Source organism: Actinomyces acetigenes (genome assembly GCF_031296635.1).
In the GTDB taxonomy this organism is placed as follows: domain Bacteria; phylum Actinomycetota; class Actinomycetes; order Actinomycetales; family Actinomycetaceae; genus Actinomyces; species Actinomyces acetigenes.
Genome location: NZ_JASPFC010000038.1, coordinates 1 through 24,219, shown reverse-complemented (window position 1 = coordinate 24,219; position 24,219 = coordinate 1). Strand labels below are relative to the sequence as shown.

Sequence of the window (24,219 nt, the reverse complement as noted above, 5' to 3'; positions counted from 1 at the left end):
ATCGAGGCTAGTGTCGCGTGTTGTTAGTTGTTTTGTGGTTGGTGTTTAGGATGATGGGGGGTATGGCGAATAGACCTGCTCCTGGACTGGTTCTGCGTGAGGGTGACCTGGAGGTGCTCGAGTCCTGGCTGCGTGCCACGACGGTGCCGGCTGGTTTGGCGCGGCGGGCGCGGATCGTGCTCCTGGCTGCTCAGGGGGTGGCTAACAGTCGGATCGCGCAGGCGGTGGGGGTCAGCGTCCCCACGGTGGTCTCCTGGCGGCGCCGCTACCAGGCCGGGGGTGTGCGGGGGCTGGAGGACGCGCCCCGCTCGGGGCGTCCCAGGCAGGTGCCTCGGGAGCGGGTCGTGGCCGCTACCTTGGCGCCACCTCCCAAGAGGTACGGGGTCACGCATTGGTCGAGCCGGCTGCTGGCCCGTCACCTGGGCATCGGCAACGCCACCGTGGCGCGGGTGTGGCGCAGCTATGGGATCCAGCCCTGGAGGTCGGGGACCTTCAAGTACTCCACCGATCCCGAGCTGGTCGCCAAGGTCACCGACGTGGTGGGCCTGTACCTGGCACCCCCGGACAACGCCGTGGTGCTGTGCGTCGACGAGAAGTCCCAGATCCAGGCCCTGGACCGCACCGCCCCGATGCTGCCCATGGCGCCGGGCAGGATCGAGCGGCGCACCCACGACTACACCCGGCACGCCACCTCCACCCTGTTCGCCGCCCTGGAGGTCGCCACCGGCCGCGTCACAGCCGCCTGCAAGCCCCGCCACCGCCGTACCGAGCTGCTCGTCTTCCTGCGCCAGGTCACGCGCGCCTACCCCGACGACGAGCTGCACCTGGTGATGGACAACTACGCAACCCACAAGACCCCCGAGGTGCGCGCCTGGCTGGAGGCCAACCCCCGCGTCCACGTCCACTTCACCCCCACCAGCGCCTCCTGGCTCAACATGGTCGAGATCTTCTTCTCCGTCATCGACCGTGCGGCCATCCGCCGAGGAGTCTTCACCTCCGTCAAGGACCTCAACACCAAGATCCGCGCCTTCATCAACGGCTGGAACCAGCACTGCCACCCATTCACCTGGACCAAGACCCCCGACGAGACCCTCACCAAACGCCAACCAAAAACAAACCAACAACACAAGACACTAGGATCGTGCACGAACTCGAGGACGCAAAGACGCGCCCCGTAGCCGCCTCTTACTCCCGATCTCCTCCACTGACGATGACGCCATCTTTCTCCGATTCCGCCATCTGGAGGCTTAGACGGTACTGCTCCGCCTCCGGCTCCTCAGTGAACTCCAGGAGATTTCCGGCCACCTCTGAGAGGACATCACGTACCTCAGCAGGAGAAGCATAAAAGAACTCGCGACGAGTGTTGACTCGATTGACCCGCTTATCTGCGAACCTTCGATGCAGATCAGCCTCCACCGCGACTGCATCCTCAGAGAAGAATAGTGCGTGGACGTCAAACCCAAACGGAACGGAAGCGTCTCCAAGCTCCCGAACGCGATCCATCGGTTCAAGTCGACGCGTCATGCCAATTTTAACCATTCGATCACCGAACGCTCCAATGTTGGAGATGACATAAACATACCCCGCGCGAATATTAGCGGAACGAAAATCAACTTTTTCGATTTCTCTATCGAGTCCCTCAAGCTGGGATCTGATCTCATCCGCCTCGTCCGCTCTCCCCTGCTCCACAAGAGACTGGAGCACATGCTGGTAGTGCTCACGCTCCTTGTCGAGTTTCGATCGACGCTGGGCAAGCTCCTGCTGAGCCTTACGCTCTTCACGCAGCCTCGCCTTCTCCTCTCGCTCCGCCTCTTTCTCGGCCTTTTTAGCATTCTGATACCTGAGCGACAAATCGAGCTCCTCAAGACGAAGCACATGGTACCTTCCATCAATCCTCAGGTTGATGAGCGAGCCAAGACGTTCCACCTGTTCGCGAGTACGCTCCAGCCGTTTACGAGCCGTCTCACCATTACCAGCTTTAACGGTGAGGACGCAATTCTCAACCTCCGCATTGTAGGCGCGCAACATCATTTTTGACATATCAGCAACGAACTTACGCCCTTTAGCGGCCGAGTTATTAAAAGTGAAGTTATCGGCAGCCCTGATCGCAGACTTGCTTCTGATCATTTCTTTGACCTGAGACCGTACGTCAGATAGGCGACCGCCAAGCTCCAGAGAAGACTCAGCAGGATGTCTATAATTCGTCAACCCGTTGTCTACCATCACGACAGCATCCGAAAGATGCATATCGAGCTGCGCAAGCTGCCGCCTGCGATCATCAATCGCATTGCCGACTTCACGTGCATCACGCTCAAGAGCACGAAGATTCTCTTCCGCCGAAGCGGCCTGCTGAGCAAACTCCAGCTTCTGCCGTTCGAGAGCAGCCTGCAACTCGACTTGATCGCACCTCAGCTGCGCAGCAACCTCCTGCATTTTGACGAGATCCCCACCTCCAACCCGATCAAGCAATACCCGGAGCTCCCCAATTGATGCAAGAGCCGCGTTATACTGCTGCTCTCCAGCACTGAGCTGCTGCTCAAGAGTTTGAATCCTCCGTTTTTTGTCCCCAAACACAATAAGACCTCTTTGTCGACAGGGAAAATAGAGCAGAACGAAGACTACTACTTCAGCCCATCGAAACGTCAGCACAGAGATCACAATTGGACAACTCTTGCCACCCGACCTCCGAAATAGATTTTTTCCTATTTTTCACTTCCGGCGGCATCGAGCACGCGGCCGAGGTAGTGGCCGAACTTCTCAGTGATGCTGCCGTGATCGTCGTCGGGCCACTCGCTCCAGGTGTGGCGGAAGCCCGCGGAGCGGTAGTAGGCCAAGCTGTTGCGGGCGCGCCCGATGCCGTCGAATCCATCGAGGCTGTTGGCAGGCACGTCACGGATTCCGGTCACCCAGTTCAACGAGAGCCGTTCCTTGGCGCCTGAGGAGAAGACCGCCTTCTCCTCAGGCGCGTCGCCGCCCCCGAAAAGCAGGAAGCCCCCGCCCGCCATGCGCTCGGCGTAGGCCGGGAAGAACCACTGGCTGATGAACTCCGAGCCGCCGGAGTAGCCCACGAGCCAGACCCGATCCGTGGTGGCGCCGCACCCGGCGACCACGTAGTCGAGCGCCTGCTCCAGGTAGTGGACCTTGCCATCCTGATCCTCCAGCCACCAGGTTCCGTCGTCTCCGGGAGCACGCACCGAGACCACGTCGTACCCGCGAGCACTCGCCGCCTCGACGACTCCCCCCGGCGCCGGCCAGGCCACCGCGGGACCTCTCGCCCCGGTCCAGATTCCCTTCACTGTGGAAGGGCTGCCCGTCGCCGTCGAGGTAGACGACCAGTCCGACCGGCACGTCCGTGGCCGCGTAGAAGATGCAGTCGGAGGTCTCGTCCTCGTCGTCGGTGTAGGAGAACGCGGCAGGAACCGACAGGTCTCCCGGCGTCGGCCGCAGGCTCGGCGCAACGCCGGCCCCGCGTGAGCGCAGGTGCGAGGGCGGAGTCGAGTGCGTTGCCGCTCGCTGCACCCCCCGAGAAGCGCAGCCGGCCAGGATGAGGCCCGTCATCACGCCGGTCAGGGCTCGCCGCGAAAGGTGCGCCGCCACGCTCTCCACCCACCTTCCTGATCGCCGTCAGCCACTCGACGGTAGCACCGGCATCCCGGTTCCGCCCGGTCGGCGCGAGGCCCGAATCGCACCACCGCCAGCACCACTCGCCAAGGCGGGTAGAGACTCAGCGCGGGAGCGCAGCGTCGGACACGACCCAGTTGCGCCCGACCTTCCTACCGGGCAGGCGCCCGGAGGTAATGCGGTCGCGCACCGCCTGCGGAGTGATCCCGAGCCGGACGGCGGCCTCGGACACGCCCACGAACTCGACATCATCGATCTTCAGGCCCTCGCGACGGTCCCACATTCTGGTGGGGATGACCTCGATCCCCACCAGGTCGCCGACCTGCGCCGCCAGAGCGGTGGCCGTGGCCACGGCCTGGGTCAGTGTGTGGGCGGGCAGGGTGATGACGACATTGAGGGCGCCGGGGCAGGCGGGTGCGTCCCCGACGGCGGGGTGGTAGGCGGCGAAGGCCTCCATGACGTCGTCGATGTCGTCATTCTCAGTGGCGGGCTTGTTCGCGTGAATCGTGAGCGTGGCGTTGTAGTCCACAGATCCCCCTAGGTACTTTGCTTACGCCAAAATCATTTCACCCGAACTTGGTTTACCGCAAGCCCTCAGGCGGGACTCCCCTGGCCTCCCTTGCCCCCGCGGCCGCGAGCTCCACGCCCACCAGCGCCACCGCTGCGACCGCCCCGGCCGGAGGCCAGCCCAGAGCCCCGCTCACCGCTCCCACCGCGCCGCTTCGCGCCGCGCCCTCCGTTCCCGGCGTGCCCGCCGCGTCCACCGTGCGCTCCCCCGCTGCGACTTCCGCGGCCGACGCGACCGGACCGACCACGCCCCGCTTCGCCGTGGCCGCGCCCCGGCCTCCCGGTGGAGGCCCGACTGCTGGGGCTACCGCCCTTGATGGCCACGCCCTCAGGCATGTCCTCCAGCGCGACAGCCTCGGCGACCTGCCCCACGAGGGCGGCCACGGCGTCGTCGTCGGGCCGGATGCGCTCAATGTCCGCGCGGATCCGTGCCTTCTTGAGCAGGACCTGCACATCGTGCTTCTGCTCGGGCAGGACGAGGGTGACGACGCTCCCGGCAGCCCCGGCTCGGGCGGTGCGGCCCGAGCGGTGCAGGTAGGCCTTGTGCTCGGCGGGCGGGTCGACGTGAACCACGAGCTCGACGCCGGAGACGTCGATCCCCCGGGCGGCGATGTCGGTGGCGACCATGACGTGCACCTGCCCCGTGGAGAAGGCCCGCATGGCGCGCTCGCGCGCGTTCTGGCTCATGTTGCCCTGCAGCTCGACGGCCGGAATCCCGGCCTGGACGAGCTTGCGGGCCAGGCGCCGGGCGAGGTGCTTGGTGCGGGTGAACAGGATGCGCTGCCCCTGCCCAGAGGCCAGGCGCCGCACGATGCCGTCCTTGGCGGTCTTGTCCGCGACCATCCACACGCGGTGGGTCATGGCGTCCACCGGTGAGGTCGAGGGGTCCACGGAGTGCTGGAGCGGGTTGTGGAGGAACTCCTTGACCAGCGTGTCCACGCCGTTGTCCAGGGTCGCGGAGAACAGCAGGCGCTGGCCGCGCTGCGGGGTGGCGCGCAGGATACGGCGGACATTGGGCAGGAAGCCGAGGTCGGCCATGTGGTCGGCCTCGTCCAGGACAGTGATCTCGACCTCGTCGAGGCTGACGAGTCCCTGCCCCATGAGGTCCAGGAGCCGGCCGGGACAGGCGACGACGACGTCGACACCCGCCTTGAGGGCCTTCTCCTGGGGCTTGGCGGAGACCCCGCCGAAGATGGTGGTCACATCCATGTCGACGACGCGAGCCAGGGGCTCGATGACCTCGGCGATCTGGAGGGCGAGCTCACGGGTGGGTGCCAGGACCAGGCCGATGGGGTGGCCTGGGCGGGCCTTGTCCTGCTGCGCCAGGCGCTGGACGAGCGGCAGGCTGAAGGCCAGGGTCTTGCCCGAGCCGGTGCGGCCGCGACCAAGTACGTCACGCCCGGCGAGGGTGTCGGGCAGAGTGGCGACCTGGATGGGGAAGGGCGCGGTGAAGCCGCGGGCGTCGAGGTCGGCGGCGAGGTCTGAGTCCACGCCGAGGTCGGTGAAGGTGGCCTCTCCCGCAGCCGGGATCTTCCCGGAGGCGAAGCGGTGTGAGGCGGAGGTGCGGTGTGCGGCCACGAGGATCCTGTCGTTTGGGACCGCGAGCACGCCGGCGCGTGTCGCTGGCAGCGTGCGCGTCGGTGCGTGAGGTGCCGGCGTACGCGGCTCGACGGCGCGAGGCGTCAGGTGAGTCGACGCGCGCCGGGACCGGGGCACCAGCCAGGCCGGGCGGTGCCCGAACCAGGGAGCCATCCTGCCCGAGAACCCGCCGCTCCCCAAGGACCCCGCTCACACACCTGACGGCCGCTCAGAGAACTCCCAGGGCGAGTGCGAGGAGGCTGATCGTGGCCATCGCGACCACGGACAGGATCGTCTCCATCAGCGACCAGGTCTTGAAGGTCTGCCCCACGGTCATCCCGAAGTACTCTTTGACCAGCCAGAAGCCGGCGTCGTTGACGTGAGAGAGGAAGACGGAGCCGGCACCGATCGCAAGGACGAGGAGGGCGACCTCGGTCTGCGGCATGTGGCTGGCCAACGGCGCCATGATCCCGGCCAAGGTGATGGTGGCCACCGTCGCCGACCCGGTGGCCAGGCGCACGGCGACGGCGACAAGCCATCCGGCCAGGAGCGCGGGCACGGCCGCCTGCTGGATCCATGCGGCGATGATGCCGGCGATCCCTGAGTCGACGAGGGTCTGCTTGAACCCTCCCCCGGCCCCGACGATGAGCAGAATCCCAGCAATGGGCCCGAGCGAGGCCCCGACCCGCCCGCTGACGTCGTCGGCGCCCAGACCCAGGCGGGCCCCGAAGAGGTACATGGCGGCCAGAACCGTGATCAGCAGGGCGACGATCGGCTTGCCCACGAACAGGGCCGTGTGGACTGCCGGGTTACCGCTGTCCTCGGGGACGAGGGTCTCGACGACGGTGCGCAGAAGCATGAGTCCTACGGGCAGCAGGATCACCATGATGGAGGTCGCGAAGGAGGGACGCAGCCCCTCATGCTCCTCGTCCGAGGCCCCCAGCGGCTCGGGCGCCTCAATCGGCACCCACCTGGCCATCAATCGGGCCGCGACGGGTCCGGAGATGATGACCGTGGGCACGGCGACCAGCAGCCCCAGTCCGAGGGTGAGCCCCAGGTCGGCCTTGACGGCGTTGATAGCAATGAGCGGTCCGGGGTGCGGCGGCACGAGGCCGTGGAGCGCGGACAGACCGGCCAGGGCGGGTACACCCAGCAGGATGAGGGACTGGTGGGCGCGCCGGGCGACAATCATGACCACGGGGATGAGCAAAACGATGCCGACCTCGAAGAACAGCGGAATGCCGATGACGAAGGCGATGAGCGCCATCGCCCAGGGAAGGCGAGGGCCGGGAGTACGGGCCAGAACCGTGTCGACGATCTGGTCGGCGCCGCCGGAGTCGATGAGGAGACGGCCGATGATCGCCCCGAAGGCGATGAGGGTGCCCACGTCGCCGATTGTGGAGCCCATTCCCTTGGTGAAGGCGGTGAAGGTGTCGGCCAGCGGGATGCCTGCGACGACGGCCAGGACCGCCGAGCCCAGTGTCAGTGCGAGGAAGGGGTGCATCTTGCGCCAGACGATGAGCACGATGATCGAGGCGATGCCGAGCAGGGCGGCCGCGATGAGCTGCGCGTGATTGTCTGTGTGACTCACGGTGTCAGCGGCCGGCAGCGCAACCGGTTGAGCTGGAAGAGTGAACGTCATTGTTGTCTCCGTTGTCATTGGGAGGTGGGGTGAGGACGGGGTGTACGTGTGCCGGGTTCAGCGGGCCGGGGTGGCTGTGCGCCGCGAGCCTCGGTCGGTTGGCGTGGACGCGGGCGATCGTCAGTGAGGAGCGATGCTCACACGGCGTTGGACGAGGCCTGCTCGAGTGCGGTGAGGATCGCCTCGAAGGTCTCCTCCGGCGTCGCCCGCGAGACCACGGTGACGCCGTCCTCGTCGTCGGACAGGGGCTCGAGGGCGGCGAACTGGGAAGGCAGCAGGCTCGGGGGCATGAAGTGCCCCTCACGATGAGCCATGCGCTCCTGGAGCTCATCCGCCTGGGCGAGCAGATGGATGAAGAAGACCCGTCCCTGCGCGCTGGAGAGCAGGTCGCGATAAGAGCGTTTGAGCGCGGAACAGGTGACGATCGTCTTGACGCCGTCGGCGGCGCGCTCACTCATCCAGTCGCGCATGGACTCCAGCCAGGGCCAGCGGTCCTCGTCGGTCAGGGCGATGCCGCGGCTCATCTTGTCGATGTTGACCTTGGGGTGGAAGTCGTCGGCCTCGGCAACGGGCCACCCCAGTGCGTTGTGAAGGTTGAGCGCGGCCGTGGTCTTGCCGCAGCCGGAGACTCCCATGAGGACAAGGTGCTCAACGGATCGGCTCATGTCTGCTCCTTGATGACTCCGTTGTCGTGAACTGATATGACGAACCTACCTCAAACGTAGTACTTTTAAAAGGGTCGGGTAGCATCTCCCACAGACATCTCGCACCACCCTCCGGGAGCACATCCATGTCCCCCACCGACCGACGTCGTGACGTCCTCGACTCGCTCGGGCGCGCCATCGTGACCGGGGAGATGACTCCCGGCCAGAGCCTGACGCTGGAGGCAATCCAGTCCCGTTACGGCGTCTCCCGAACACTGGCGCGCGACTGCGTCCACGCCTTGGAGTCCGTCGGCATCGTCGCCTCCCGACGTCGGGTGGGCATTACGGTTCAACCACGCGAGCATTGGTCAGCTCTGGCGCCTCAGCTTGTGCGCTGGCAGCTCGAGGCCGACCCGCACGGCCCCACGCTCGGCGCCCTGACCGAGCTGCGTGCCGCCATCGAACCGGTCGCCGCCGCAGCAGCCGCCCGCCGAGCCACCGAGGAACAGCGCTCCGGCCTGTTGGCGCTGGCTGCCACGATCCGAGCCAAGGGAACCACCGGGAACGTCGCCTCCTACCTCGACGACGACATCGCCTTCCACAGCCTCATCCTGGAAGCCAGCCACAACGACGCCTTCAAGGCGCTGACCGACGTTGTCGCAGAGGTGCTCTCCGGGCGGGCCAGGCTCACCGGCCAGGTACAAGTGCCTCAGCTAGAGGCGCTCAAGCTCCACGAGCGAGTCGCCAGCGCGATCGCGACCGGGAACGCCACAGCGGCGGAGTCCTCCATGCGAGACCTCGTTGCCGAAGTGCGTAGCGCCCTGCTCGAACGCGGCCTGCGCGGCTTCCTCGAGGCCTGATCCCCGCCAGTGCACGCCCGCATCGGCCCATGTGTCACTCCGGGCGACTATTCACTGTGCAGGCACTCGCCGCGGCCAGCATCGAAACGCCCTGACCAGCGGTTTTACGGCGCACCCCGGAAACGAGGACCGCAGAACCGACGGAAAAGTCGCCATTCGTGACACCTGAGGACCCAACCCCGCCCCGACGGCCACGTCATTCAGCCACGTGATGAGGCGGGCTACCTGCCCAGGCGGCGCTCCCGGCTGGCGAAGTCGCGCAGCGCCCGCAGGAAGTCCACGCGCCGGAAGGCCGGCCAGTTGACCTCGCAGAAGTAGTACTCGGAGTGCACCGACTGCCACAGCAGGAACCCGGAGAGCCGCTGCTCACCCGAGGTGCGGATGACCAGGTCGGGGTCGGGCTGCCCCTTGGTGTAGAGGTGCTCGGTGATGTCCTCCTCGCTGAGCGATGCAGCCACCTCCTCCAGGCTCACCCCGGCGGCGGCCCGCTCGCGCAGCAGCTCGCGCACAGCGTCGGCGATCTCCTGCCGACCCCCGTAGCCGACGGCAATATTGACCTGCATGCGCCGGTCCTCGGCCTCCACAGCCTTGGCATCCTCGCCGGCCGGCCCAGCCGCCCCAGAGGCCTCCGCACTCGCAGGCCGGGAGCGGACGACGGCGGCGCGCAGGCGCTCGGCCAGCGGCTCGGGCAGGAGGTCGACGGCACCCACGAGGCGCAGGCTCCAGCGGCCGGTCTCGGCGAGCTCGTCAACGGCGTGGGCGATGATGTCCAGCAGGGGCGAGAGCTCGGCCGGGTCGCGGGAGAGGTTGTCGGTGCTCAGCAGCCACAGGGTGACGACCTGGACCCCCATCTGCTCGGCCCACCCGAGGAACTCCTCGATCTTGTCCGCGCCGCGCTTGTGTCCCTGCGCGGCCCCGAAGCCCATGGACTTGGCCCAACGCCGGTTGCCGTCGAGGATGACACCCACGTGGTGGGGCACCGTGGCCGGGTCGATGCGCGCAGCCAGCCGTCGCTCATAGATGTCGTAGAGGAGGTTGTCGCCTGCCATGCCGTGTTCCTCGGGGCTCCTCGGTGGGGTTGTTGGGGGACGGGGCCCGACGGCGCGGGGCCATCCCAACGCTATCGCGCGACGCCCCTCTCGCGCTGGACGAGTCGGCTAACAGCCAGGTCAAATCCGGCCATCAGGTTCACCCAAAGTTGCCGGGGCACAACGGAGGCACGCCTGGACGCCAGGCCGCACCGGCTCTGGTGACGACGGCCGGGGACCTCCCGACGCGCACGAACGTGCCTGCCGCGTCACATCGTCGTCCGGACCGCTACCACCACAACTTACGCTCGCGTAACCTACGGAGTCGTAAGGTTCAGAATCGCCCCTGGTCCCAGCCCACACCAGCCAGAAGGACGCTCACACCCATGTCACCGACACCGCCTTCAACGCCGCCGGCCTCGCGCCGCTCCGCGTCCGCGAATGCCAAGGGCGTCATCGCCGCCGTCAAGCCGAGGCTGCGCGGGTGGATCCACGCTGGTACCGCACCACTGGCCCTGGCGGCCTGCATCGTGCTGACGGTGCTGGCGCCGGGAGCGGGCCTGAAGTGGGCCTGCGCCGTCTACCTGACGTGCTCGCTGCTGCTGTTCGCCAACTCCGGCGTCTACCACATCGGCACCGGGCACTGGCCGGCGAAGGTCGCGGCCACGCTGCGGCGGATCGACCACGCGAACATCTACCTGCTCATCGCCGGCACCTACACGCCCCTGTCGGCGGCGCTGCTGCCGACGCGCACGGCCACCCTGGTCCTGGGGATCGTGTGGGCGGGGGCCGCGATCGGCACGGCCACGAACCTGTTGTGGATGCACGCCCCACGCTGGTTCACCACCGCCCTCTACATCATCCTGGGCTGGGTGGCGGTCTGGTTCCTGCCGCAGTTCTGGCGGACAGGCGGCCCCGCGATCGTGTGGCTGCTGGTGGCCGGCGGCGTGACCTACACGCTGGGCGCCGTCGTCTACGCCCGCAAGACGCCCGACCCCTCGCCGCGCTGGTTCGGCTTCCACGAGATCTTCCACGTGTGCACCGTGGCCGCATGGGCCTGCCAGTGCGTGGCCTGCTTCCTGACGGTTCTGCGCTAGCGGGGACGGCAGGCTACGGGAGGCGGCCGCTGAGGCAACCAGTCCGACGCACGGCCCATCACGCCGTCGAGCCGCCCACTTTTCCCGCCGAGTCCCCAAACCTCACAACGACGTCGATCAGGTGGGCTGGCAAGGATTCGCCCGCCTCGCCGCCCGAGCGCAGCCCCGGAATACTCCAGCACCTTTCGCCAACTACACAGCATTCCCTCAGGCTGCGGCGTAGACTCGCGCTTCAAACCCGGTCGGCCCTGTAAGGAGCCGCCGGGTATCGTCGTCGCAAGGTAACCCGACCGGCTGCCGAGCGACCAGCACCAGTCATCCAAGGAGGACCCATGTCCGAACAGTCACAGGGAACCTGGCTCACCCAGGAGGCCTACGACCGGCTGTCCGCCGAGCTCGAGCACCGCAAGACGACCGAGCGCAAGGAGATCGCCCAGCGCGTGGAGGCGGCTCGCCAGGAGGGTGACCTGCGGGAGAACGCCGGCTACCACGCCGCCCGCGAGGAGGCGGGGCTCAACGAGGCGCGCATCATCCAGCTCGAGGAGACCCTGGAGAACGCACAGATCGGCGAGGCTGCCGACGACGGCTCGATCTCGGCCGGCACCATCGTCACCGCGAAAGTGGCCGGCAAGGAGCAGGTCTTCGCCCTGGGCGGCCAGGAGATCACCGCGGACGTGCCCGACGGCGTCAAGGTCTTCTCCCCTGACGCCCCGCTGGGCCAGGCCCTCATGGGGCACCGTGCGGGCGACACCGTTTCCTACGATGCCCCCACCGGCCGGAAGATCCAGGCCGAGATCGTCAAGGTCGAGCGAGTCTGAGTCCCTTTCCCCTTCCACCGAGCCGGGCATTTTTCGCGTAGCCCCACCGAAATTCCGTTGGGCACCGCGAAAAATGCCCGGCTCGATGTCTCCACCCCGACCACTCCTCGCAGTCAGTGAAGCGCGGGCGGGAATAGGGGCCTCGCGCAGTACCGTGTCCTCATGTTCAACGCCCTTCGTCACTCGCTCAGCGGATCGGCGCCGGCCGGCCGCGAGACGCCGGTCCTGCCCGCCCCCGGAGACCATCCGGTGCTGGGGACTCCCCTGGACGGGCCGTGGCCCGAGGGCAGCCGGGTCATCTACCTGGCGGCCGGCTGCTTCTGGGGCGTGGAGCGGATCCTGTGGCGCCAGGACGGCGTCGTCTCGACGTCGGTTGGCTACATGGGCGGCCAGACGCCCAACCCCACCTACCAGGAGGTGTGCACCGGGGCGACCGGTCACGCCGAGACAGTGCGCGTCGTCTACGACCCGGCCGTCTGCGGCGAGGGCGGGGAGACCCTGCTCAAGACCTTCTGGGAGAACCACGACTCCACACACCTGAACCGTCACGGCAACGACGTCGGCACCCAGTACCGCTCGGCGGTGTGGACGACGACGCCCGCCCAGCGCGAGGCGGCCGTGCGGATCCGCGAGGCCTTCCAGGGCGAGCTGACCCGCCTGGGCCTGGGCACCTGCGTGACCACCATTGAGGACGCCGCCGACGCGCCGGCTCAGTTCGGCGGCCCCTACTACCTGGCCGAGGACTACCACCAGGCTTACCTGCACAAGAACCCCAGCGGCTACTGCAACCACGGCCCCAACGGGGTGACCTGCCCGGTCGGCATCACGGACCTACCCGCCCAGACCGACATCCTGGCCCCCGAAGACGCACCGGCCTGAGGGCGCCACCCCAGCCATTGACGGGTCAATCACCAGCGTTCTCACACGTTGCGTTGAGATGCTGTCCCCCGGTCGCCGGCCAGCACTCCCGGCTGTGAGCGCCCGCGACACCCAGACCTGTTTCCCTGCGCACCACAGGAGGCTCAACCCCGATGAGCAGCCAGCAGACGAGCACCCCGTTGGACCGGTCTCCAGCGGGGGCGGCCTCGCAGCCCCACTGGTCTGAGGACACAGACTTCCAGTGGCGCGCCGCAACCGAGCTGCTCATCGCCATGGGGGTCCCACGCTCCACCGCCCGCCTCACCGGCGACCTGCGCAGTTCCGTCGCACACCTGGAGGAGGTCGACGCGCGCCTGCCCCGTGACGGCAAGCCCCTTCCGGAGGCCGACCGCCTCACCCGCAACAACGCCGTCGACGACGTCGCCCGGGCCATCCTGCCGCTGGCGCACGCCACCCTGGAGCGGATCCGGGCAGAGGGGCTGCGCACCGAGGTCGTCGGCGTCGACTACGACGCCCTGTGCGACGCCGTCGAGCAGCTCGAGGCCACTTACCGCGCCGGCTGGTGGCGCGCGGCCGAGAGGGAGGGCGCCGACTTCTTCCTGCGCGAGGTCGAGGCCCTCAACCGTCTTAACGTCCCGTCGGTGCGGGCCAACTGGCGTGACGCCGGCAAGATCGTGAATATCCTGCGCAAGATGCCCGTCTCGACGCTGCGGCGCGTGGCTCGCACAAGCAACCCCATGGCGCTGCGGCTCATGGTGCTGTTCAACCTCCAGGCCGGCTACCGCGACGGCAGCTTCGACAAAACCATCTCCATCCCCCGTCTCATCCACACCCGCACCAGCGAGTACCGTACCGAGTACCGGGCCGGCTCAGCCGCTTAGCGCGAGCCGCGCCACCGCCACCAGCCCGCTCACTTCGACAAAAACTTCAAAATCGACGCGGCTCCGGGTCGTTTGTGAAGTTTTGGTCGAAGTGAGGGAGGGAGGAGGGGCTCACCAGCGTCGGCCAGTGGGTCTGACCCCGGCAGCGGCCAGCCGCTGCAGCATCTGAGCCCCGGTGTCGCCCCAGGCCTGCGCCCATGTCCAGCGGGCCACCGTCAGGCCCGAGGCCCGCAGCGCGTCCTCCCTGAGCTTCTCACGCCACACGACATCCTCCGGGTCCTGCCCGAAGGAGGCCGACCGGTACTTGACCCGACCGTCGAACTCCCCGGCTACCCCATAATCCGGCCAGTAGTAGTCCAGGATGTAGAGCTCCGACCCGACCCGTACACTGACCTGCAGCTCCGGCTTGGGAAGCCGGTGCTCCCACATGCGCACCCGGGACATCGACTCGCCCGGCGACTCGGAGCGGCCGTCGGCCAGGCGCACAGCCTGCCGAGCGCGAGGGCCGCCACGCGCCGTCTCGGGCAGACGCGCCAGTGCCTCCTCCAGGGCGTCCGCAGAGCACAGCCCGTTGTGCAAGGCCGCATCCATAGCGGCGACCCCCGCCATGAGGCCGTTCCAGCGCGCCAGGTCAATGAGCGAGTCCGGCAGCGCGACGGCGAGATGCGCTCCTATCCGGACGACCTCAGTGCCACGGCGCCGGAGGTGACGTCTCAGCAAGGAGGTCCGCACCCGGCCGGGACTGCCGTCCACAACCTCCACCCGGCGCAGGACCGTCCCCACCAGCGGCAACCCGTAGGCGGCGACGGCGGAGGCACCCGCCAGCACCAGGTCCTCGCCGTACTTCCGGTGCGCCGCCTCGAGCAGCAGCTCGTAGCGCTCCATCCACGCAGCCTCCTGCCAGGCCGCGCGGGGTGCGTAGACGCCGGCGGCGACGCGCAGCCAGTCGTGGCTGAGGTCCGGGCGCGCGCACGCGGCGCCGTCGAGACCGGTCTCGTTCCACATCAGCGGGCGCAGGGCCCCGACGTCGGACAGGGGCAGGGAGGAGATCGCGGCGGTCATGCCCCCATGCTGCCCGCAACGCCCCGGCTCTCGCCCGGTGCGCTTGCCGCCCTGTGGAAACAAGGGGCCGACGACGCCGTTGTGGACACCGGGATCGCGGATCACTTCGACCGAATCTTCAGAATCGACGCGGCTCCGGGTCGATTCTGAAGATTTTGTCGAAGTGTGGGTGGGAGGCTGTGCGGGAGGGGGGACGTGCGTGGCGGGGTCGGTCGGGGCTGGCCTCGTCAGTCCTCGTCGGGCCGGCCGGCCAGCTCGAGCTTGCGGTAGCGGCTGACGGCCGCGGCGACGTCGACCATGCGGGGGCGCACGAGGAAGGCGGGCCGCACGCGCTCGTCGGTCAGGGCATCCAGACCCTCGTCGTCGAGCAGGGCCTCGAGGTCATCCAGGCACTCGCGCAGCGGGGAGGCCCCATCGAAGCGCTGCTCCAGCAGGGCGCGCAGGGCGTAGGCGATGGCCTCGGCCTGCCCCGGGTCGGTGACGCCGCCGACGTCGGAGATGTCGATGTCCTCCCGGTCCAGGACGAGGGTGGAGGTGCCCTGGGCGCGGGTGCGCACCGGTCCCCGGCGGGTGCGCGGCGGGGCGGGCTCGGGGACGCGCTGGCGCGGCTCGGCGAAGTCCTCCAGGCCGGTCAGGGGCCGGGGCTGGTCGGCCACGACGCGGCGGGCCTGCTCGGTGACGTCGCGCAGGTGGTAGGCGTCCATGAGCAGGACCCGGTCGGCCACGTCCAGGTAGTCCCCGGAGCCGCCCATGACCATGACCGTGGAGACGCCCCGCCGGCGGAACAGCGCGGTGATGCGGTCCACCAGGGGCGTGATGGGTTCGCGCTCGGCGGCCACCAGCTCGCGCATGCGCGAGTCGCGGATGAGCAGGTTCGTGGCGGAGGTGTCCTCGTCCAGCAGCAGCGTCGTGGCGCCGGCCTCGACGGCCTCGATGATGGAGGCGGCCTGGGAGGTGGATCCCGAGGCGTTGCGGGTGGTGAAGGAGGAGGTGTCGCGCCCGGCGGGCAGGTGGGAGATAAACGGGGTCAGGTCGACGCCGGTCACGGCGCGCCCGTCGGCGGCCCGTACCTTGACGGCGTCGGGGACCGTGGCGACGAGCTCTCGCCCGTCCCCGGGCACGTGCGGGTAGACGCCGCGCTCGATGGCGCTCAGCAGCGTGGACTTGCCGTGGTAGCCGCCTCCGACGATGACGTTGACGCCCGCCTCGACGACGGTGCCGCGCACCGTCCCGGCGTGCGGGAGCTCGACCGTGGCGGCCATGGAGTCGGGGGCCTGGAGGGGGACGCCGCCGTCCAGGGGCTCGTCGCTCACCCCGGAGCGGCGTGGCAGGACGGAGCCGTCGGCGAGGAAGGCCACCCAGCCGTTGCGGGCGACCTCCGCGGTCAGGGCCTGGTGGTCCTCGAGGGTGGCGACGTGGCGCACGAGCCGGTCGCCCCGCTCACCGGTGAGGTCCATGGCCTCCTCCAGCTCGCGCACGAGGTCGCGCCCCACGATCCGGGAGGCCTCGTGGCCCTGGATGGAGCGGCCCTGGGCGGGCAGGGCCAGGCGGGCGCGGATCTCCAGGGTCCAGCCGGTCCCCTCCTTCTTCTCGTCGGGGCGCACGATGACGCTGGAGCGCTGCAGGATCTCCTGACCCGGAGAGGCGATGGACAGCGCCGTGCCGCGGAAGCCCGCGTGCAGCTCGCGGGTGAGGAAGTCGCCCACGGCCAGGCGGCGGTCTGCGTCGGCCAGCAGGTCGGCCTCGTCGAGCAGCTCCAGGCCGTGCAGGTCGGTGGGCACGTCCAGGTGGATGCGCGTGGGCGGGGCGTAGGGGTCGGACTGGACGCGGTCGATGTGCAGGAACCAGCCGGCAGGCGCCCGGTAGCGTCCGACGATCGCCTTGTAGGCGGCGTAGGAGCGTCCGTCGAGGGCGTGAAGGTGGCCGACGAGGTCGGCCAGGAGGCCGTCGCGGGGCTCGTCGTCGTAGACGCGGCGCGAGCGGCCGCGCTCGCCATCCCGGTAGCCTCGGTCTCCGCCCCGGCCGCCGCCGGAGCCGCCTCGGTAGCCGCGGTCGCCATCCCGGTACCTGCGGCCCCCACCGCCGCCGGAGCTTCCCCGGTAACCGCGGTCGCCACCCCGGTAACCGCGCTCGCCGTATCCGCCCCTGTCGTCCCGGCGGGAACCGTCTCGCTCGCTGCGCTCAGTCATGGGGAAACCCTACCCACCCGCTATGCCGCGCCCCGGTAGCCCCGGCACGAACGACGTCGCCGCCGGGGCACCCGCAGGTACCGCCGACGGCGATGTAGTGGACTGGCGTCCTCCGGCTCAGCCGAACAAGCTGAGCTCGCAGTCCTCAGCGCAGGGAGGCCAGGGCGTCGGAGTGGGCGACGACGTCGCGCACCATGGCCGGGACCTCGGCGTCGTGGAAGGCGGCCGGCGAGAAGGCGCCGTCGGCGAAGTCGGTGTTGAGCGACAGGAACACGTTGGAGGCCACGACGGTGGCACCCATGCCCTGGAGGATCTGCTGGAGGTGGCTGACGGCGCGGATACCGACGCTGTAGGAGTAGCCAACCACGCCCACGCCCTTGTTGGCCACGGCGCCGGGCTGGAGGAAGTCAATGGCGTTCTTCAGGGCGCCGGGGATGGAGAAGTTGTACTCGGGGGTGACGAAGATCAGCGCGTCGAAGGACTTCAGAGCCTCATCGAAGGCAGCGCCGGCCGAGTCGCTGGGGGCGGCCATGCGCGGGGGGATCTCCTCGGCGAACAGGGGCAGGTTGAAGGAGGCGATGTCGACGATCTCGGCCTCAACGCCCTCGATCTCGTTGGCCTGGTCAACCACCCACTGGGCGATGGTGCCACCCACACGGTTGGGGCGGACGGAACCGACGACGACGGCAAGACGGGTCATGCTTTTCTCCTGGTCGAGATGAGCCGGGGCGGGGTCAGCGTCAGGCGAAGACTCCTATGGCGCACCCGGCCGCAACAATTGATTTACCAATAACCTTATGGGAATTCCGACAGAGAGAGCGACCCCTTATTGCATGATACCTGCCACAACGCAGCCCACCCGTCCCCGCTTTTCCGGTGAGGGCGGACGGCGCCGCGAACTCGTCACGGATTATCGGGCCAGGAAGAAGCGGAAGGCGGGGTCGGCGGTCTCCTCGTTGTAGGAGTAGCCGAGGCGGTCCATGTGCTCGGTCAGCTCAGTGTCGTCGGGCCCGGCCGCGAAGGCGCACAGGATACGGCCGTAGTCGGCGCCGTCGGTGCGGTAGTGGAACAGGGTGATGTTCCAGCGGGTGCCCAGCACCTGAAGGAAGTGGACCAGCGCCCCGGGCGACTCGGGGAAGAGGAAGGAGAAGAGGCGCTCGGGCACGCCCGGGGTGGCGCGCCCGCCGATCATGGAGCGCACGTGGACCTTGGCGAGCTCGTCGTCGGTGAGGTCGATGACCTCGTAGCCGGCCTCCTCTAGGTCCGCCACGATCTCGGCGCGCTCCTGGCTGCGGGCGGTGCGCACGCCCACGAAGATGCGGGCGGGGTCGGTGGCGGCGCGGGCCGCGGAGAGACGGTAGTTGAACTCGGTGACCGAGCGGGCTCCCAGGACCGAGGCGAAGCGCAGGAAGGAGCCCTGCTCCTCGGGGATGGTGACCCCGAGAATGGCCTCTCGCTGCTCACCGATCTCGCTGCGCTCGGAGATGTAGCGCAGCTGATGGAAGTTGAGGTTGGCGCCGGACAGGACGAAGGCGAGGCGCTCGCCGGACAGGTGGTGCTCGGCGACGTAGCGCTTGAGACCCGCCAGGGCCAGGGCGCCGGAGGGCTCGGAGATGGCGCGCACGTCGTCGAAGATGTCGCGCACGGCAGCGGAGGTCTCGTCGGAGGAGACGGTGACGACGTCGTCGAGCAGGGCCCGGCACATACGGAAGGTCTCCTCGCCGATGCGGCGCACGGCCACCCCTTCGGCAAACAGGCCCACGTGGTGCAGGGTGATGGGCTCCCCGCCCAGCAGGGCGGCCTTGAGGCAGGCCGACTCCTCGTGCTCGACGCCGATGACCTTGATCCCGGGCATGAGCTGCTTGATGAGGACGGCGACGCCGGCCGCCAGCCCACCGCCGCCCACGGGCACGAAGACGCGGTCGAGGTGGGCGTCCTGCTGGATGAGCTCCAAGCCGATGGTGCCCTGGCCGGCGATGACGCGGGGGTCGTCGAAGGGGGCGATGTAGGACAGTCCCTCGACCTCGGCCAGGCGGGTGGCCTCGGCCTTGGCGGCGTCGAAGTTGTCCCCGTGGAGGCGGACCTCGCCGCCCAGGGCGCGAACGGCGTCAACCTTGATCTGGGGGGTGACGGTGGGCATGACGATGATGGCGCTCATCCCCAGAAGGGCGGCGGAGCGGGCCACGCCCTGGGCGTGGTTGCCGGCCGAGGCGGTGACGACGCCGCGCTCGCGCTCGGCCGGGCTCAGGGAGCGCATGGCGTTGTAGGCGCCGCGGATCTTGAAGGAGTGGACGGTCTGGAGGTCCTCGCGCTTGACCTCGACGGTGTTGCCCAGGCGGGCCGACAGGGCAGGCATCTCCTGCAGGGGCGTGTGCTCGGCCGCCTCGTAGACGGGGGCCTTGAGGATCTCCCGCAGGTAGCGGGCGCTGTCCCAGGCCGGGGTTCCGTTGCTGCTGACGCTATCGAGCTCATTCACGAGTGACAGCGTAACGGGCAAGGCGCCGCCCGGCTCAAGCCGGCGGTCGTGAACGCACGTGTTGGACACAATGCACATGAGCACCAGTACGCTGGATTCCCCTATATAAGGGAGTCAAAGACGAAGACGCCGAGGCCAGTCGGCACGCTGAAGAGAAGAACGGGAGAAGATCATGAGCACCGCCGCAAACAGCTCCACCGTCACCACCTCGTGGGAGCAGCTCAGGCAGGAGTCGCTGGCCGCTATGACCGAGGCCGAGCGAGCCGAGTACAACCGGGCTGCCATCGAGACCGAGGCCCGCCTCCAACTTGCCGAACTGGTTTACAACGCGCGTGCTGCCGCAGGAATCTCCCAGACAGAACTGGCCCGACGCGCAGGAACACGTCAGTCCGTCATCTCTGCGATTGAAAACGGCGCTCAAGCGCCCGGCGGCGTCATGCTCGCACGTATCGCTCACGCTCTCGGCGGGACTCTCGGGATTCACGTCGCTGCCTAGTACATACGTCATGTTCCCACCTCCTCACCGGGTCTCACACGATGCTGCGCCATACGATGTGTCCGCAGAGCGAGCATGTCATCAGTTCACCGGAGCCGGCGGGAATAATTCGGGCGGACCGCAAGGTTGGTATGCACACCCTACGGAAAGGAGCCGCCATGTCGCTCCAGCTCTTCGAGCTCGTCCCCACCGCCCCGTCGCGCGAGGCCGCTGAGGCCCTCATCGCCCAGGTCTCCCAGGCCGTTGAGGCCGCCGGCGCCTCCGTCCTGGAGTCGCAGGTCACCGCCAGCCACGAACGCATCTTCACCATCGTCGAGCTCGCCTCCGACGACGTCGCCGGCCTGACCGAGGCCGTCCGGTCCGCTGCGGCCGATGCCGAGGTCACCGGCCCCGACGAGGTCCGCCTCGTGGGCGCCGACCTGGAGGACGTGCGCGCCCTGGCCCGCAAGGCCGACTACCTCGTGGAGTGGGACATCCCCGAGGAGATCTCCATGGAGACCTACCTGGCGCGTAAGAAGGCCAACTCCCCCAAGTACGCCCAGGTGCCGGAGGTGAGCTTCCTGCGCACCTACGTGCGTGAGGACACGGTCAAGTGCCTGTGCTTCTACGACGCCCCCGACGAGGAGGCCGTGGTGCGCGCCCGGGAGGCCGTCTCCACCCCGATCGACCGCCTCCACGCCCTGGAGGGCTGAGGTCCCGATCCGCCGACGAGGTGGGCGCCACCCCATTGCGCGGTTGGCGCCCGCCTCGTTGTCTGTGCCCGACGGCGCAGCCCCTCGCGGCTGGCCTGGGCAGGGCCGGAGCCGGGCCGCTGCCGCCGGGCCCTAAACGTCTCAGCGGCTCCTGCGGTCTTATCGCCGCATGCTGCGGGAGGCGGCCACCGACGTGATCGACAGGACCACGAGGGCGGCGGCGGGCGTGGCCACGGCCCAGGGGGCCCGCTCGATGTAGGGCAGAGCGTCGGACAGGACCAGCCCCCACTCCGGTGCGGGGCTCTGGGCGCCCAGGCCGAGGAATCCCAGGGCCGCCAGGGCCAGGGCCTTGCCGGGCAGCCTCAGTGCCGCGTGGCGCGCCAGGGGGCCGACGACGGCGGGCAGGACCCGGGTCAGGGTGATCCGCACGCGCCCCTCCCCCAGGACCGGGGCGAGGAGGACGTCGGGGCGCTGCCGGTTCTCGGCGACGAGCCCGGCGGCGTGGGAGGCCAGGGGCGCCCAGCCGACACCGGCCACGGCGATGGCGGCGCCTGTGGCACTGGGCCCGGAGACCCCGGCGACGATGAGCCCGGCCAGGATCGGCGGGGCGGCGTTGGCGACCTCGATGAACCCCGTGGCGGCCCGCGGCGCCAACCCCACCAGCATTGCGATGACGAAGCACACCACCGTGACGATGACGGCGCCGCTCACCGTGGACACGGCCCCGTGAGCCACCCGCGCCAGCACGTCGCGCCCGAGCGAGTCGGCGCCCAGCGGGAGGGCGGCGCTGGGAGCTGCGAGCTTGTCCGCGACGACGGCGTAGGGGTCGCGCCGGATCCCGACGGCCACCATGAGGGCCAGCAGGGCGGCGCCGCTGACGGCGATGACGCGGGCGGCCCACCCCGGGTGCTCCACCGGGGGCGGTGCCGTCAGCCCGCCTGCCCCGGCGGCCCACCCCATGAGGAGGTGTCGGGCCGCTCCGGCGATGACGCCGGCGGCCAGCGCCAGGGCGAGCAGCAGCAGGATCTGGGCCTGGAGTGCCGGCACGTCCTGGGCGGAGGCGGCGTCCAGGAGCTCGCGACCCAGCCCGGGGATGGCGAAGATCTTCTCCACGGCGACCGCGCCGCCGGTCAGGGCGACGACGACGAGCGCCACCTGCCCGGTCAGTGGCGCCAGGGCCCGCCGCAGGACGGCCCCGGCCAGGGTCCACCCGCGGATGCCAGCGGTGGACCAGGTGGCCACCCAGCGTTCGGAGAAGGTGGCGGTGACGGCGTCTGAGACGAGTCCGCCGAGGTAGCCGCCGGTGGGCAGGCCCAGGCTGAGGGCCGGCATGATGACCTTCTCGGGGCTGGCCCACCCGAAGGGCGGCAGGATCCTGAGGTAGACGGCCAGGACGAGCATGAGGATCGGGGCCAGGAGGTACTCGGGCAGGGAGATGAGGACCGCGGAGGCGGCTCCGCCGCGGGGCCGGGGGCGCCCTCGCAGCCCGTCTCGTAGGGCGGGCAGGACCAGGGCGGCGGCCACGATGACTCCGACGCCGAGCGCGGCGGCCATGAGGCTCAGGGAGACCCCGAAGGCGTCGACGGCGTCTGGTCCGACGTCGGCCCCCGAGACCCAGGAGCGGCCCAGGTCGCCGCGGGCCACCCCGGCCAGCCAGTGCCCGATGACGTGGAGGGGGCCGCCGTCGATCCCGATGCTCCTGCGGATGGAGTCCAGGACCTCCGGTGTGGGTTCCCGGTCGGAGGAGGTGGCGCGCAGGATCGTCAGGGCAGGGTCCTTGCCCGAGAGCCAGGGCAGCATGCCCACCAGGCCCATGAGGCAGGCCAGGGCGAGCAGGCGTGAGACGGCGGTGACGAGGTCACCCGTGCGCAGGCGCCCGGCGGCCCGGGTGAACACGCCGTTCACTTCTTCACGGTCGTGGCCGAGGTGATGAGGGCGCGCTCGTCCGGGTCGCGCTGGGCGCCGGTGACCCCGGCGGCCTCGCCCTGGATGACGCGCTCGTGGGCGAGCGGGATGGCGGCACCGGTAGCGAGGATGGCCTGCTCGGCGGCCATGATGGCCTTGCGGCGCTCGTCGCCGGGCTGCGTGGCGGCGGCCTTGGAGATGGCGGCGTCGACCTTCTCATCGTGCAGGCCGCTCATGGAGTAGGAGCCGGAGGAGGAGAAGTCGGCGGTCATGTAGGCGACGGCATCGCCGGAGTCCTGGACGGTGGAGCGCGACACGAGGACAGCGTGGAACGTGCCGGCCAGGGCCTCGGACTCGATCTGGTTGTACTCGCGCACGTCCTGAGTGACTTTGAAGCCGGCGGCCTCGAGCTGCTGGGCCAGGAGGGGAACCATCTCACCGAGCTCGGGGCGGTCGGTGTAGGAGGCCAGGGTGATGGCGGTGCCGGCAGGGACGGTCCCGGCGGCGGTGGCGCCGGGGACCTTACCGGTGGCGGCCGCGCCGGAGGCTCCGGGGTAGGTCTCCTTCTTCCAGGCGCGTAACTCGGCGGCCCAGGGCACGGCCGGCCCCAGGAGTCCGACGGGAGAGTCGGCGTGGCCCTCGAAGACGGTCTTGATGAGGGCGGCGGGGTCGACGGCGTTGCGGGCGGCGGCGCGCAGGGCGGGGTCGGCGAAGGGGCCGGAGCGGGTGTTGAGGTAAAGGGTGGAGGTGCGCGGGGTGGACACCTCGTGGAGGAGGTTCTTGTCGATGTTGCCGACCTGCGCGACGGGGACGGCCTCGACGATGTCGGCGGTGTCGGTGCGCAGGGCGTTGGCGCGGGCGGCGCCGTCGGGCACGTAGGTGACGTCGATGCCGGGGGCGGCGGCCTTCGTGCCCCAGTACGTGTCGTTGCGCTCCAGGGTGGCGCCGGAGGAGCCGTTGGCCTGCTTGAGGATGAAGGCGCCGGTGCCGTGGCCGACAGGGTCGATGGCGCCGTCGGAGGAGCTCGGGTAGGCGGCCGGGGACAGGATGACGAGCTGGGGGCTGGACAGGCGCTGCGGCATGAGGGGGTCGGGGGCCGCGGTGGTCAGGAGGAGGTCCTTGCCGTCGGCCTTCGCGGTGAGCTGGATCCCGTCCAGGACGCGCGGCGGCTTGGCGGCGGTGGCGGCGAAGGTGAGGGCGGCGGCCGCGTTCTCGGCGCTCAGGGCGGCACCGTCGTGGAAGGTGACGCCCTCGCGCAGGGTGAGGCGCCAGGTGGTCTCGCCCTCGCGCTTCCAGGAGGTGGCGAGCAGCTCCTGGGCGTCGCCGTCGGCGTTGAGCGTGGTGAGGCTCTCGGCGCAGGACCAGCGAACGAGCTTGGAGCCGTCGTTGGTGAGCGGGTTGAGCTTGCTCTCGGGGGCGTGGAACATGGCCAGGCGGATGCGACCGTCGCCCGACGAGCTGCGCGAGCAGGAGGCGACGGCGGCGGCGCCGGCTCCGACCCCGAGGACGGCGAGGACCTGGCGGCGGGTGACGGCGGGGGTGGGCACGGACATGGATGCTCCTTCGGGCCTGGGTCGGGGTGTCAGCTGTCGGGGATGTCGTCAGTCGGTGGCAGCGGTCGGCAGGGTGGGGACGGCGTCGCGCAGGGCGCGGGTGGCCGGGTGGGCGGGTCGCGTGAGGAGGCGGCGCATGGGGGCGTCCTCGACGATGGCGCCGCCGTCCATGACCAGGGCTCGCTGGCAGACGCGGGCGACGGCGGCCAGGTCGTGCGACACCACCAGCAG

The 24,219-nt window shown here is 69.4% G+C and carries 19 protein-coding genes and 3 pseudogenes; 8 read left to right on the top strand and 14 right to left on the bottom strand.

Features of this window, described 5'->3' with window-relative positions; genetic code table 11:
- Positions 1-62: 62 nt before the first annotated feature.
- Positions 63-1,137 (top strand): annotated as a pseudogene (locus RIV14_RS11720) (IS630 family transposase).
- 48 nt (positions 1,138-1,185) lie between these two features.
- On the opposite strand, the gene RIV14_RS11715 reads toward RIV14_RS11720, so the two are convergent.
- From RIV14_RS11715 to RIV14_RS11690, 6 genes and pseudogenes are all read right to left on the bottom strand, one after another.
- Positions 1,186-2,658 carry an SNIPE associated domain-containing protein gene (locus RIV14_RS11715; RefSeq protein WP_256699327.1) on the bottom strand — a complete coding sequence of 491 codons (1,473 nt, stop codon included), beginning with the start codon at positions 2,656-2,658 and terminating at the stop codon, positions 1,186-1,188.
- Positions 2,659-2,702: 44 nt separating this feature from the next.
- Positions 2,703-3,558 (bottom strand): annotated as a pseudogene (locus RIV14_RS11710) (hypothetical protein).
- A gap of 166 nt (positions 3,559-3,724) precedes the next feature.
- Positions 3,725-4,150 (bottom strand): helix-turn-helix domain-containing protein, encoded by a 426-nt coding sequence (locus tag RIV14_RS11705; protein WP_075372960.1) that lies wholly within the window; start codon positions 4,148-4,150, stop codon positions 3,725-3,727.
- A gap of 65 nt (positions 4,151-4,215) precedes the next feature.
- A complete protein-coding gene (locus RIV14_RS11700; protein ID WP_075372961.1) occupies positions 4,216-5,766 on the bottom strand; it encodes a DEAD/DEAH box helicase in 1,551 nt (516 codons plus the stop codon).
- A gap of 229 nt (positions 5,767-5,995) precedes the next feature.
- Positions 5,996-7,408 carry a GntP family permease gene (locus RIV14_RS11695; protein WP_075372962.1) on the bottom strand — a complete coding sequence of 471 codons (1,413 nt, stop codon included), beginning with the start codon at positions 7,406-7,408 and terminating at the stop codon, positions 5,996-5,998.
- Positions 7,409-7,545: 137 nt separating this feature from the next.
- Positions 7,546-8,073 carry a gluconokinase gene (locus RIV14_RS11690; RefSeq protein WP_075372963.1) on the bottom strand — a complete coding sequence of 176 codons (528 nt, stop codon included), beginning with the start codon at positions 8,071-8,073 and terminating at the stop codon, positions 7,546-7,548.
- 125 nt (positions 8,074-8,198) lie between these two features.
- Between RIV14_RS11690 and RIV14_RS11685 the strand changes: the two genes are divergently transcribed.
- On the top strand, positions 8,199-8,912 hold the full coding sequence (locus tag RIV14_RS11685) for a FadR/GntR family transcriptional regulator (RefSeq protein ID WP_075372964.1): 714 nt from the start codon (positions 8,199-8,201) through the stop codon (positions 8,910-8,912).
- Positions 8,913-9,133: 221 nt separating this feature from the next.
- Here the strand turns inward: RIV14_RS11685 and uppS are convergent, their stop codons facing one another.
- The gene (gene uppS / locus RIV14_RS11680; protein WP_075372965.1) at positions 9,134-9,961 is read right to left on the bottom strand and encodes a polyprenyl diphosphate synthase; all 828 of its coding nucleotides are present in this window, start codon (positions 9,959-9,961) and stop codon (positions 9,134-9,136) included.
- A gap of 365 nt (positions 9,962-10,326) precedes the next feature.
- Here uppS and trhA point away from each other — a divergent pair, with 365 nt between their 5' ends.
- The 4 genes from trhA to RIV14_RS11660 all read left to right on the top strand — a co-directional run bounded on the left by trhA (position 10,327) and on the right by RIV14_RS11660 (position 13,615).
- Positions 10,327-11,037, top strand: coding sequence for a PAQR family membrane homeostasis protein TrhA (gene trhA, locus RIV14_RS11675; RefSeq protein ID WP_075372966.1), 711 nt, complete (start codon positions 10,327-10,329; stop codon positions 11,035-11,037).
- 332 nt (positions 11,038-11,369) lie between these two features.
- Positions 11,370-11,855, top strand: a complete 486-nt coding sequence (locus RIV14_RS11670) for a GreA/GreB family elongation factor (protein WP_070661108.1) — start codon at positions 11,370-11,372, stop codon at positions 11,853-11,855.
- A 162-nt stretch (positions 11,856-12,017) separates the two neighbouring features.
- Entirely contained in the window at positions 12,018-12,734 is a 717-nt protein-coding gene (gene msrA / locus RIV14_RS11665) for a peptide-methionine (S)-S-oxide reductase MsrA (RefSeq protein ID WP_075372967.1), read from the top strand.
- 152 nt (positions 12,735-12,886) lie between these two features.
- Positions 12,887-13,615, top strand: a complete 729-nt coding sequence (locus tag RIV14_RS11660; RefSeq protein ID WP_075372968.1) for a hypothetical protein — start codon at positions 12,887-12,889, stop codon at positions 13,613-13,615.
- Between the two features lie 111 nt (positions 13,616-13,726).
- Here the strand turns inward: RIV14_RS11660 and RIV14_RS11655 are convergent, their stop codons facing one another.
- The 4 genes from RIV14_RS11655 to ilvA all read right to left on the bottom strand — a co-directional run bounded on the left by RIV14_RS11655 (position 13,727) and on the right by ilvA (position 19,342).
- Complete coding sequence (locus tag RIV14_RS11655; RefSeq protein WP_075372969.1) at positions 13,727-14,677, bottom strand: hypothetical protein; 951 nt, start codon at positions 14,675-14,677, stop codon at positions 13,727-13,729.
- 227 nt (positions 14,678-14,904) lie between these two features.
- Positions 14,905-16,866, bottom strand: a complete 1,962-nt coding sequence (locus RIV14_RS11650; RefSeq protein ID WP_075372970.1) for an ABC-ATPase domain-containing protein — start codon at positions 16,864-16,866, stop codon at positions 14,905-14,907.
- A 145-nt stretch (positions 16,867-17,011) separates the two neighbouring features.
- Positions 17,012-17,566, bottom strand: coding sequence for an NADPH-dependent FMN reductase (locus tag RIV14_RS11645; RefSeq protein WP_075370824.1), 555 nt, complete (start codon positions 17,564-17,566; stop codon positions 17,012-17,014).
- Positions 17,567-17,776: 210 nt separating this feature from the next.
- Complete coding sequence (gene ilvA, locus RIV14_RS11640) at positions 17,777-19,342, bottom strand: threonine ammonia-lyase, biosynthetic (RefSeq protein ID WP_075370828.1); 1,566 nt, start codon at positions 19,340-19,342, stop codon at positions 17,777-17,779.
- Positions 19,343-19,514: 172 nt separating this feature from the next.
- Here ilvA and RIV14_RS11635 point away from each other — a divergent pair, with 172 nt between their 5' ends.
- Complete coding sequence (locus RIV14_RS11635) at positions 19,515-19,838, top strand: helix-turn-helix domain-containing protein (RefSeq protein WP_010613905.1); 324 nt, start codon at positions 19,515-19,517, stop codon at positions 19,836-19,838.
- A 158-nt stretch (positions 19,839-19,996) separates the two neighbouring features.
- Complete coding sequence (locus RIV14_RS11630) at positions 19,997-20,530, top strand: DUF4242 domain-containing protein (RefSeq protein ID WP_070661091.1); 534 nt, start codon at positions 19,997-19,999, stop codon at positions 20,528-20,530.
- A gap of 159 nt (positions 20,531-20,689) precedes the next feature.
- Here the strand turns inward: RIV14_RS11630 and RIV14_RS11625 are convergent, their stop codons facing one another.
- The 3 genes and pseudogenes from RIV14_RS11625 to RIV14_RS11615 form a co-directional block, all read right to left on the bottom strand.
- Positions 20,690-22,435, bottom strand: coding sequence for an ABC transporter permease subunit (locus RIV14_RS11625; protein WP_256699328.1), 1,746 nt, complete (start codon positions 22,433-22,435; stop codon positions 20,690-20,692).
- On the bottom strand, positions 22,432-23,988 hold the full coding sequence (locus tag RIV14_RS11620; RefSeq protein WP_075372971.1) for an ABC transporter substrate-binding protein: 1,557 nt from the start codon (positions 23,986-23,988) through the stop codon (positions 22,432-22,434). Before RIV14_RS11620 ends, RIV14_RS11625 begins: the two co-directional genes overlap by 4 nt.
- A 48-nt stretch (positions 23,989-24,036) precedes the next feature.
- Positions 24,037-24,219: pseudogene (locus RIV14_RS11615) on the bottom strand (peptide ABC transporter ATP-binding protein); the annotation flags it as partial.

What these genes read in the sequence shown, in the direction of transcription:
- uppS (WP_075372965.1), bottom strand. Translation starts at nt 9,961, where the DNA reads ATGGCAGGCGACAACCTCCTCTACGACATCTATGAGCGACGGCTGGCT.
- RIV14_RS11670 (WP_070661108.1), top strand. Translation starts at nt 11,370, where the DNA reads ATGTCCGAACAGTCACAGGGAACCTGGCTCACCCAGGAGGCCTACGAC.
- RIV14_RS11630 (WP_070661091.1), top strand. Translation starts at nt 19,997, where the DNA reads ATGTCGCTCCAGCTCTTCGAGCTCGTCCCCACCGCCCCGTCGCGCGAG.
- RIV14_RS11635 (WP_010613905.1), top strand. Translation starts at nt 19,515, where the DNA reads ATGAGCACCGCCGCAAACAGCTCCACCGTCACCACCTCGTGGGAGCAG.
- RIV14_RS11645 (WP_075370824.1), bottom strand. Translation starts at nt 17,566, where the DNA reads ATGACCCGTCTTGCCGTCGTCGTCGGTTCCGTCCGCCCCAACCGTGTG.
- RIV14_RS11650 (WP_075372970.1), bottom strand. Translation starts at nt 16,866, where the DNA reads ATGACTGAGCGCAGCGAGCGAGACGGTTCCCGCCGGGACGACAGGGGC.
- RIV14_RS11690 (WP_075372963.1), bottom strand. Translation starts at nt 8,073, where the DNA reads ATGAGCCGATCCGTTGAGCACCTTGTCCTCATGGGAGTCTCCGGCTGC.
- trhA (WP_075372966.1), top strand. Translation starts at nt 10,327, where the DNA reads ATGTCACCGACACCGCCTTCAACGCCGCCGGCCTCGCGCCGCTCCGCG.
- RIV14_RS11620 (WP_075372971.1), bottom strand. Translation starts at nt 23,988, where the DNA reads ATGTCCGTGCCCACCCCCGCCGTCACCCGCCGCCAGGTCCTCGCCGTC.
- RIV14_RS11695 (WP_075372962.1), bottom strand. Translation starts at nt 7,408, where the DNA reads ATGACGTTCACTCTTCCAGCTCAACCGGTTGCGCTGCCGGCCGCTGAC.
- msrA (WP_075372967.1), top strand. Translation starts at nt 12,018, where the DNA reads ATGTTCAACGCCCTTCGTCACTCGCTCAGCGGATCGGCGCCGGCCGGC.
- RIV14_RS11660 (WP_075372968.1), top strand. Translation starts at nt 12,887, where the DNA reads ATGAGCAGCCAGCAGACGAGCACCCCGTTGGACCGGTCTCCAGCGGGG.
- RIV14_RS11655 (WP_075372969.1), bottom strand. Translation starts at nt 14,677, where the DNA reads ATGACCGCCGCGATCTCCTCCCTGCCCCTGTCCGACGTCGGGGCCCTG.
- RIV14_RS11685 (WP_075372964.1), top strand. Translation starts at nt 8,199, where the DNA reads ATGTCCCCCACCGACCGACGTCGTGACGTCCTCGACTCGCTCGGGCGC.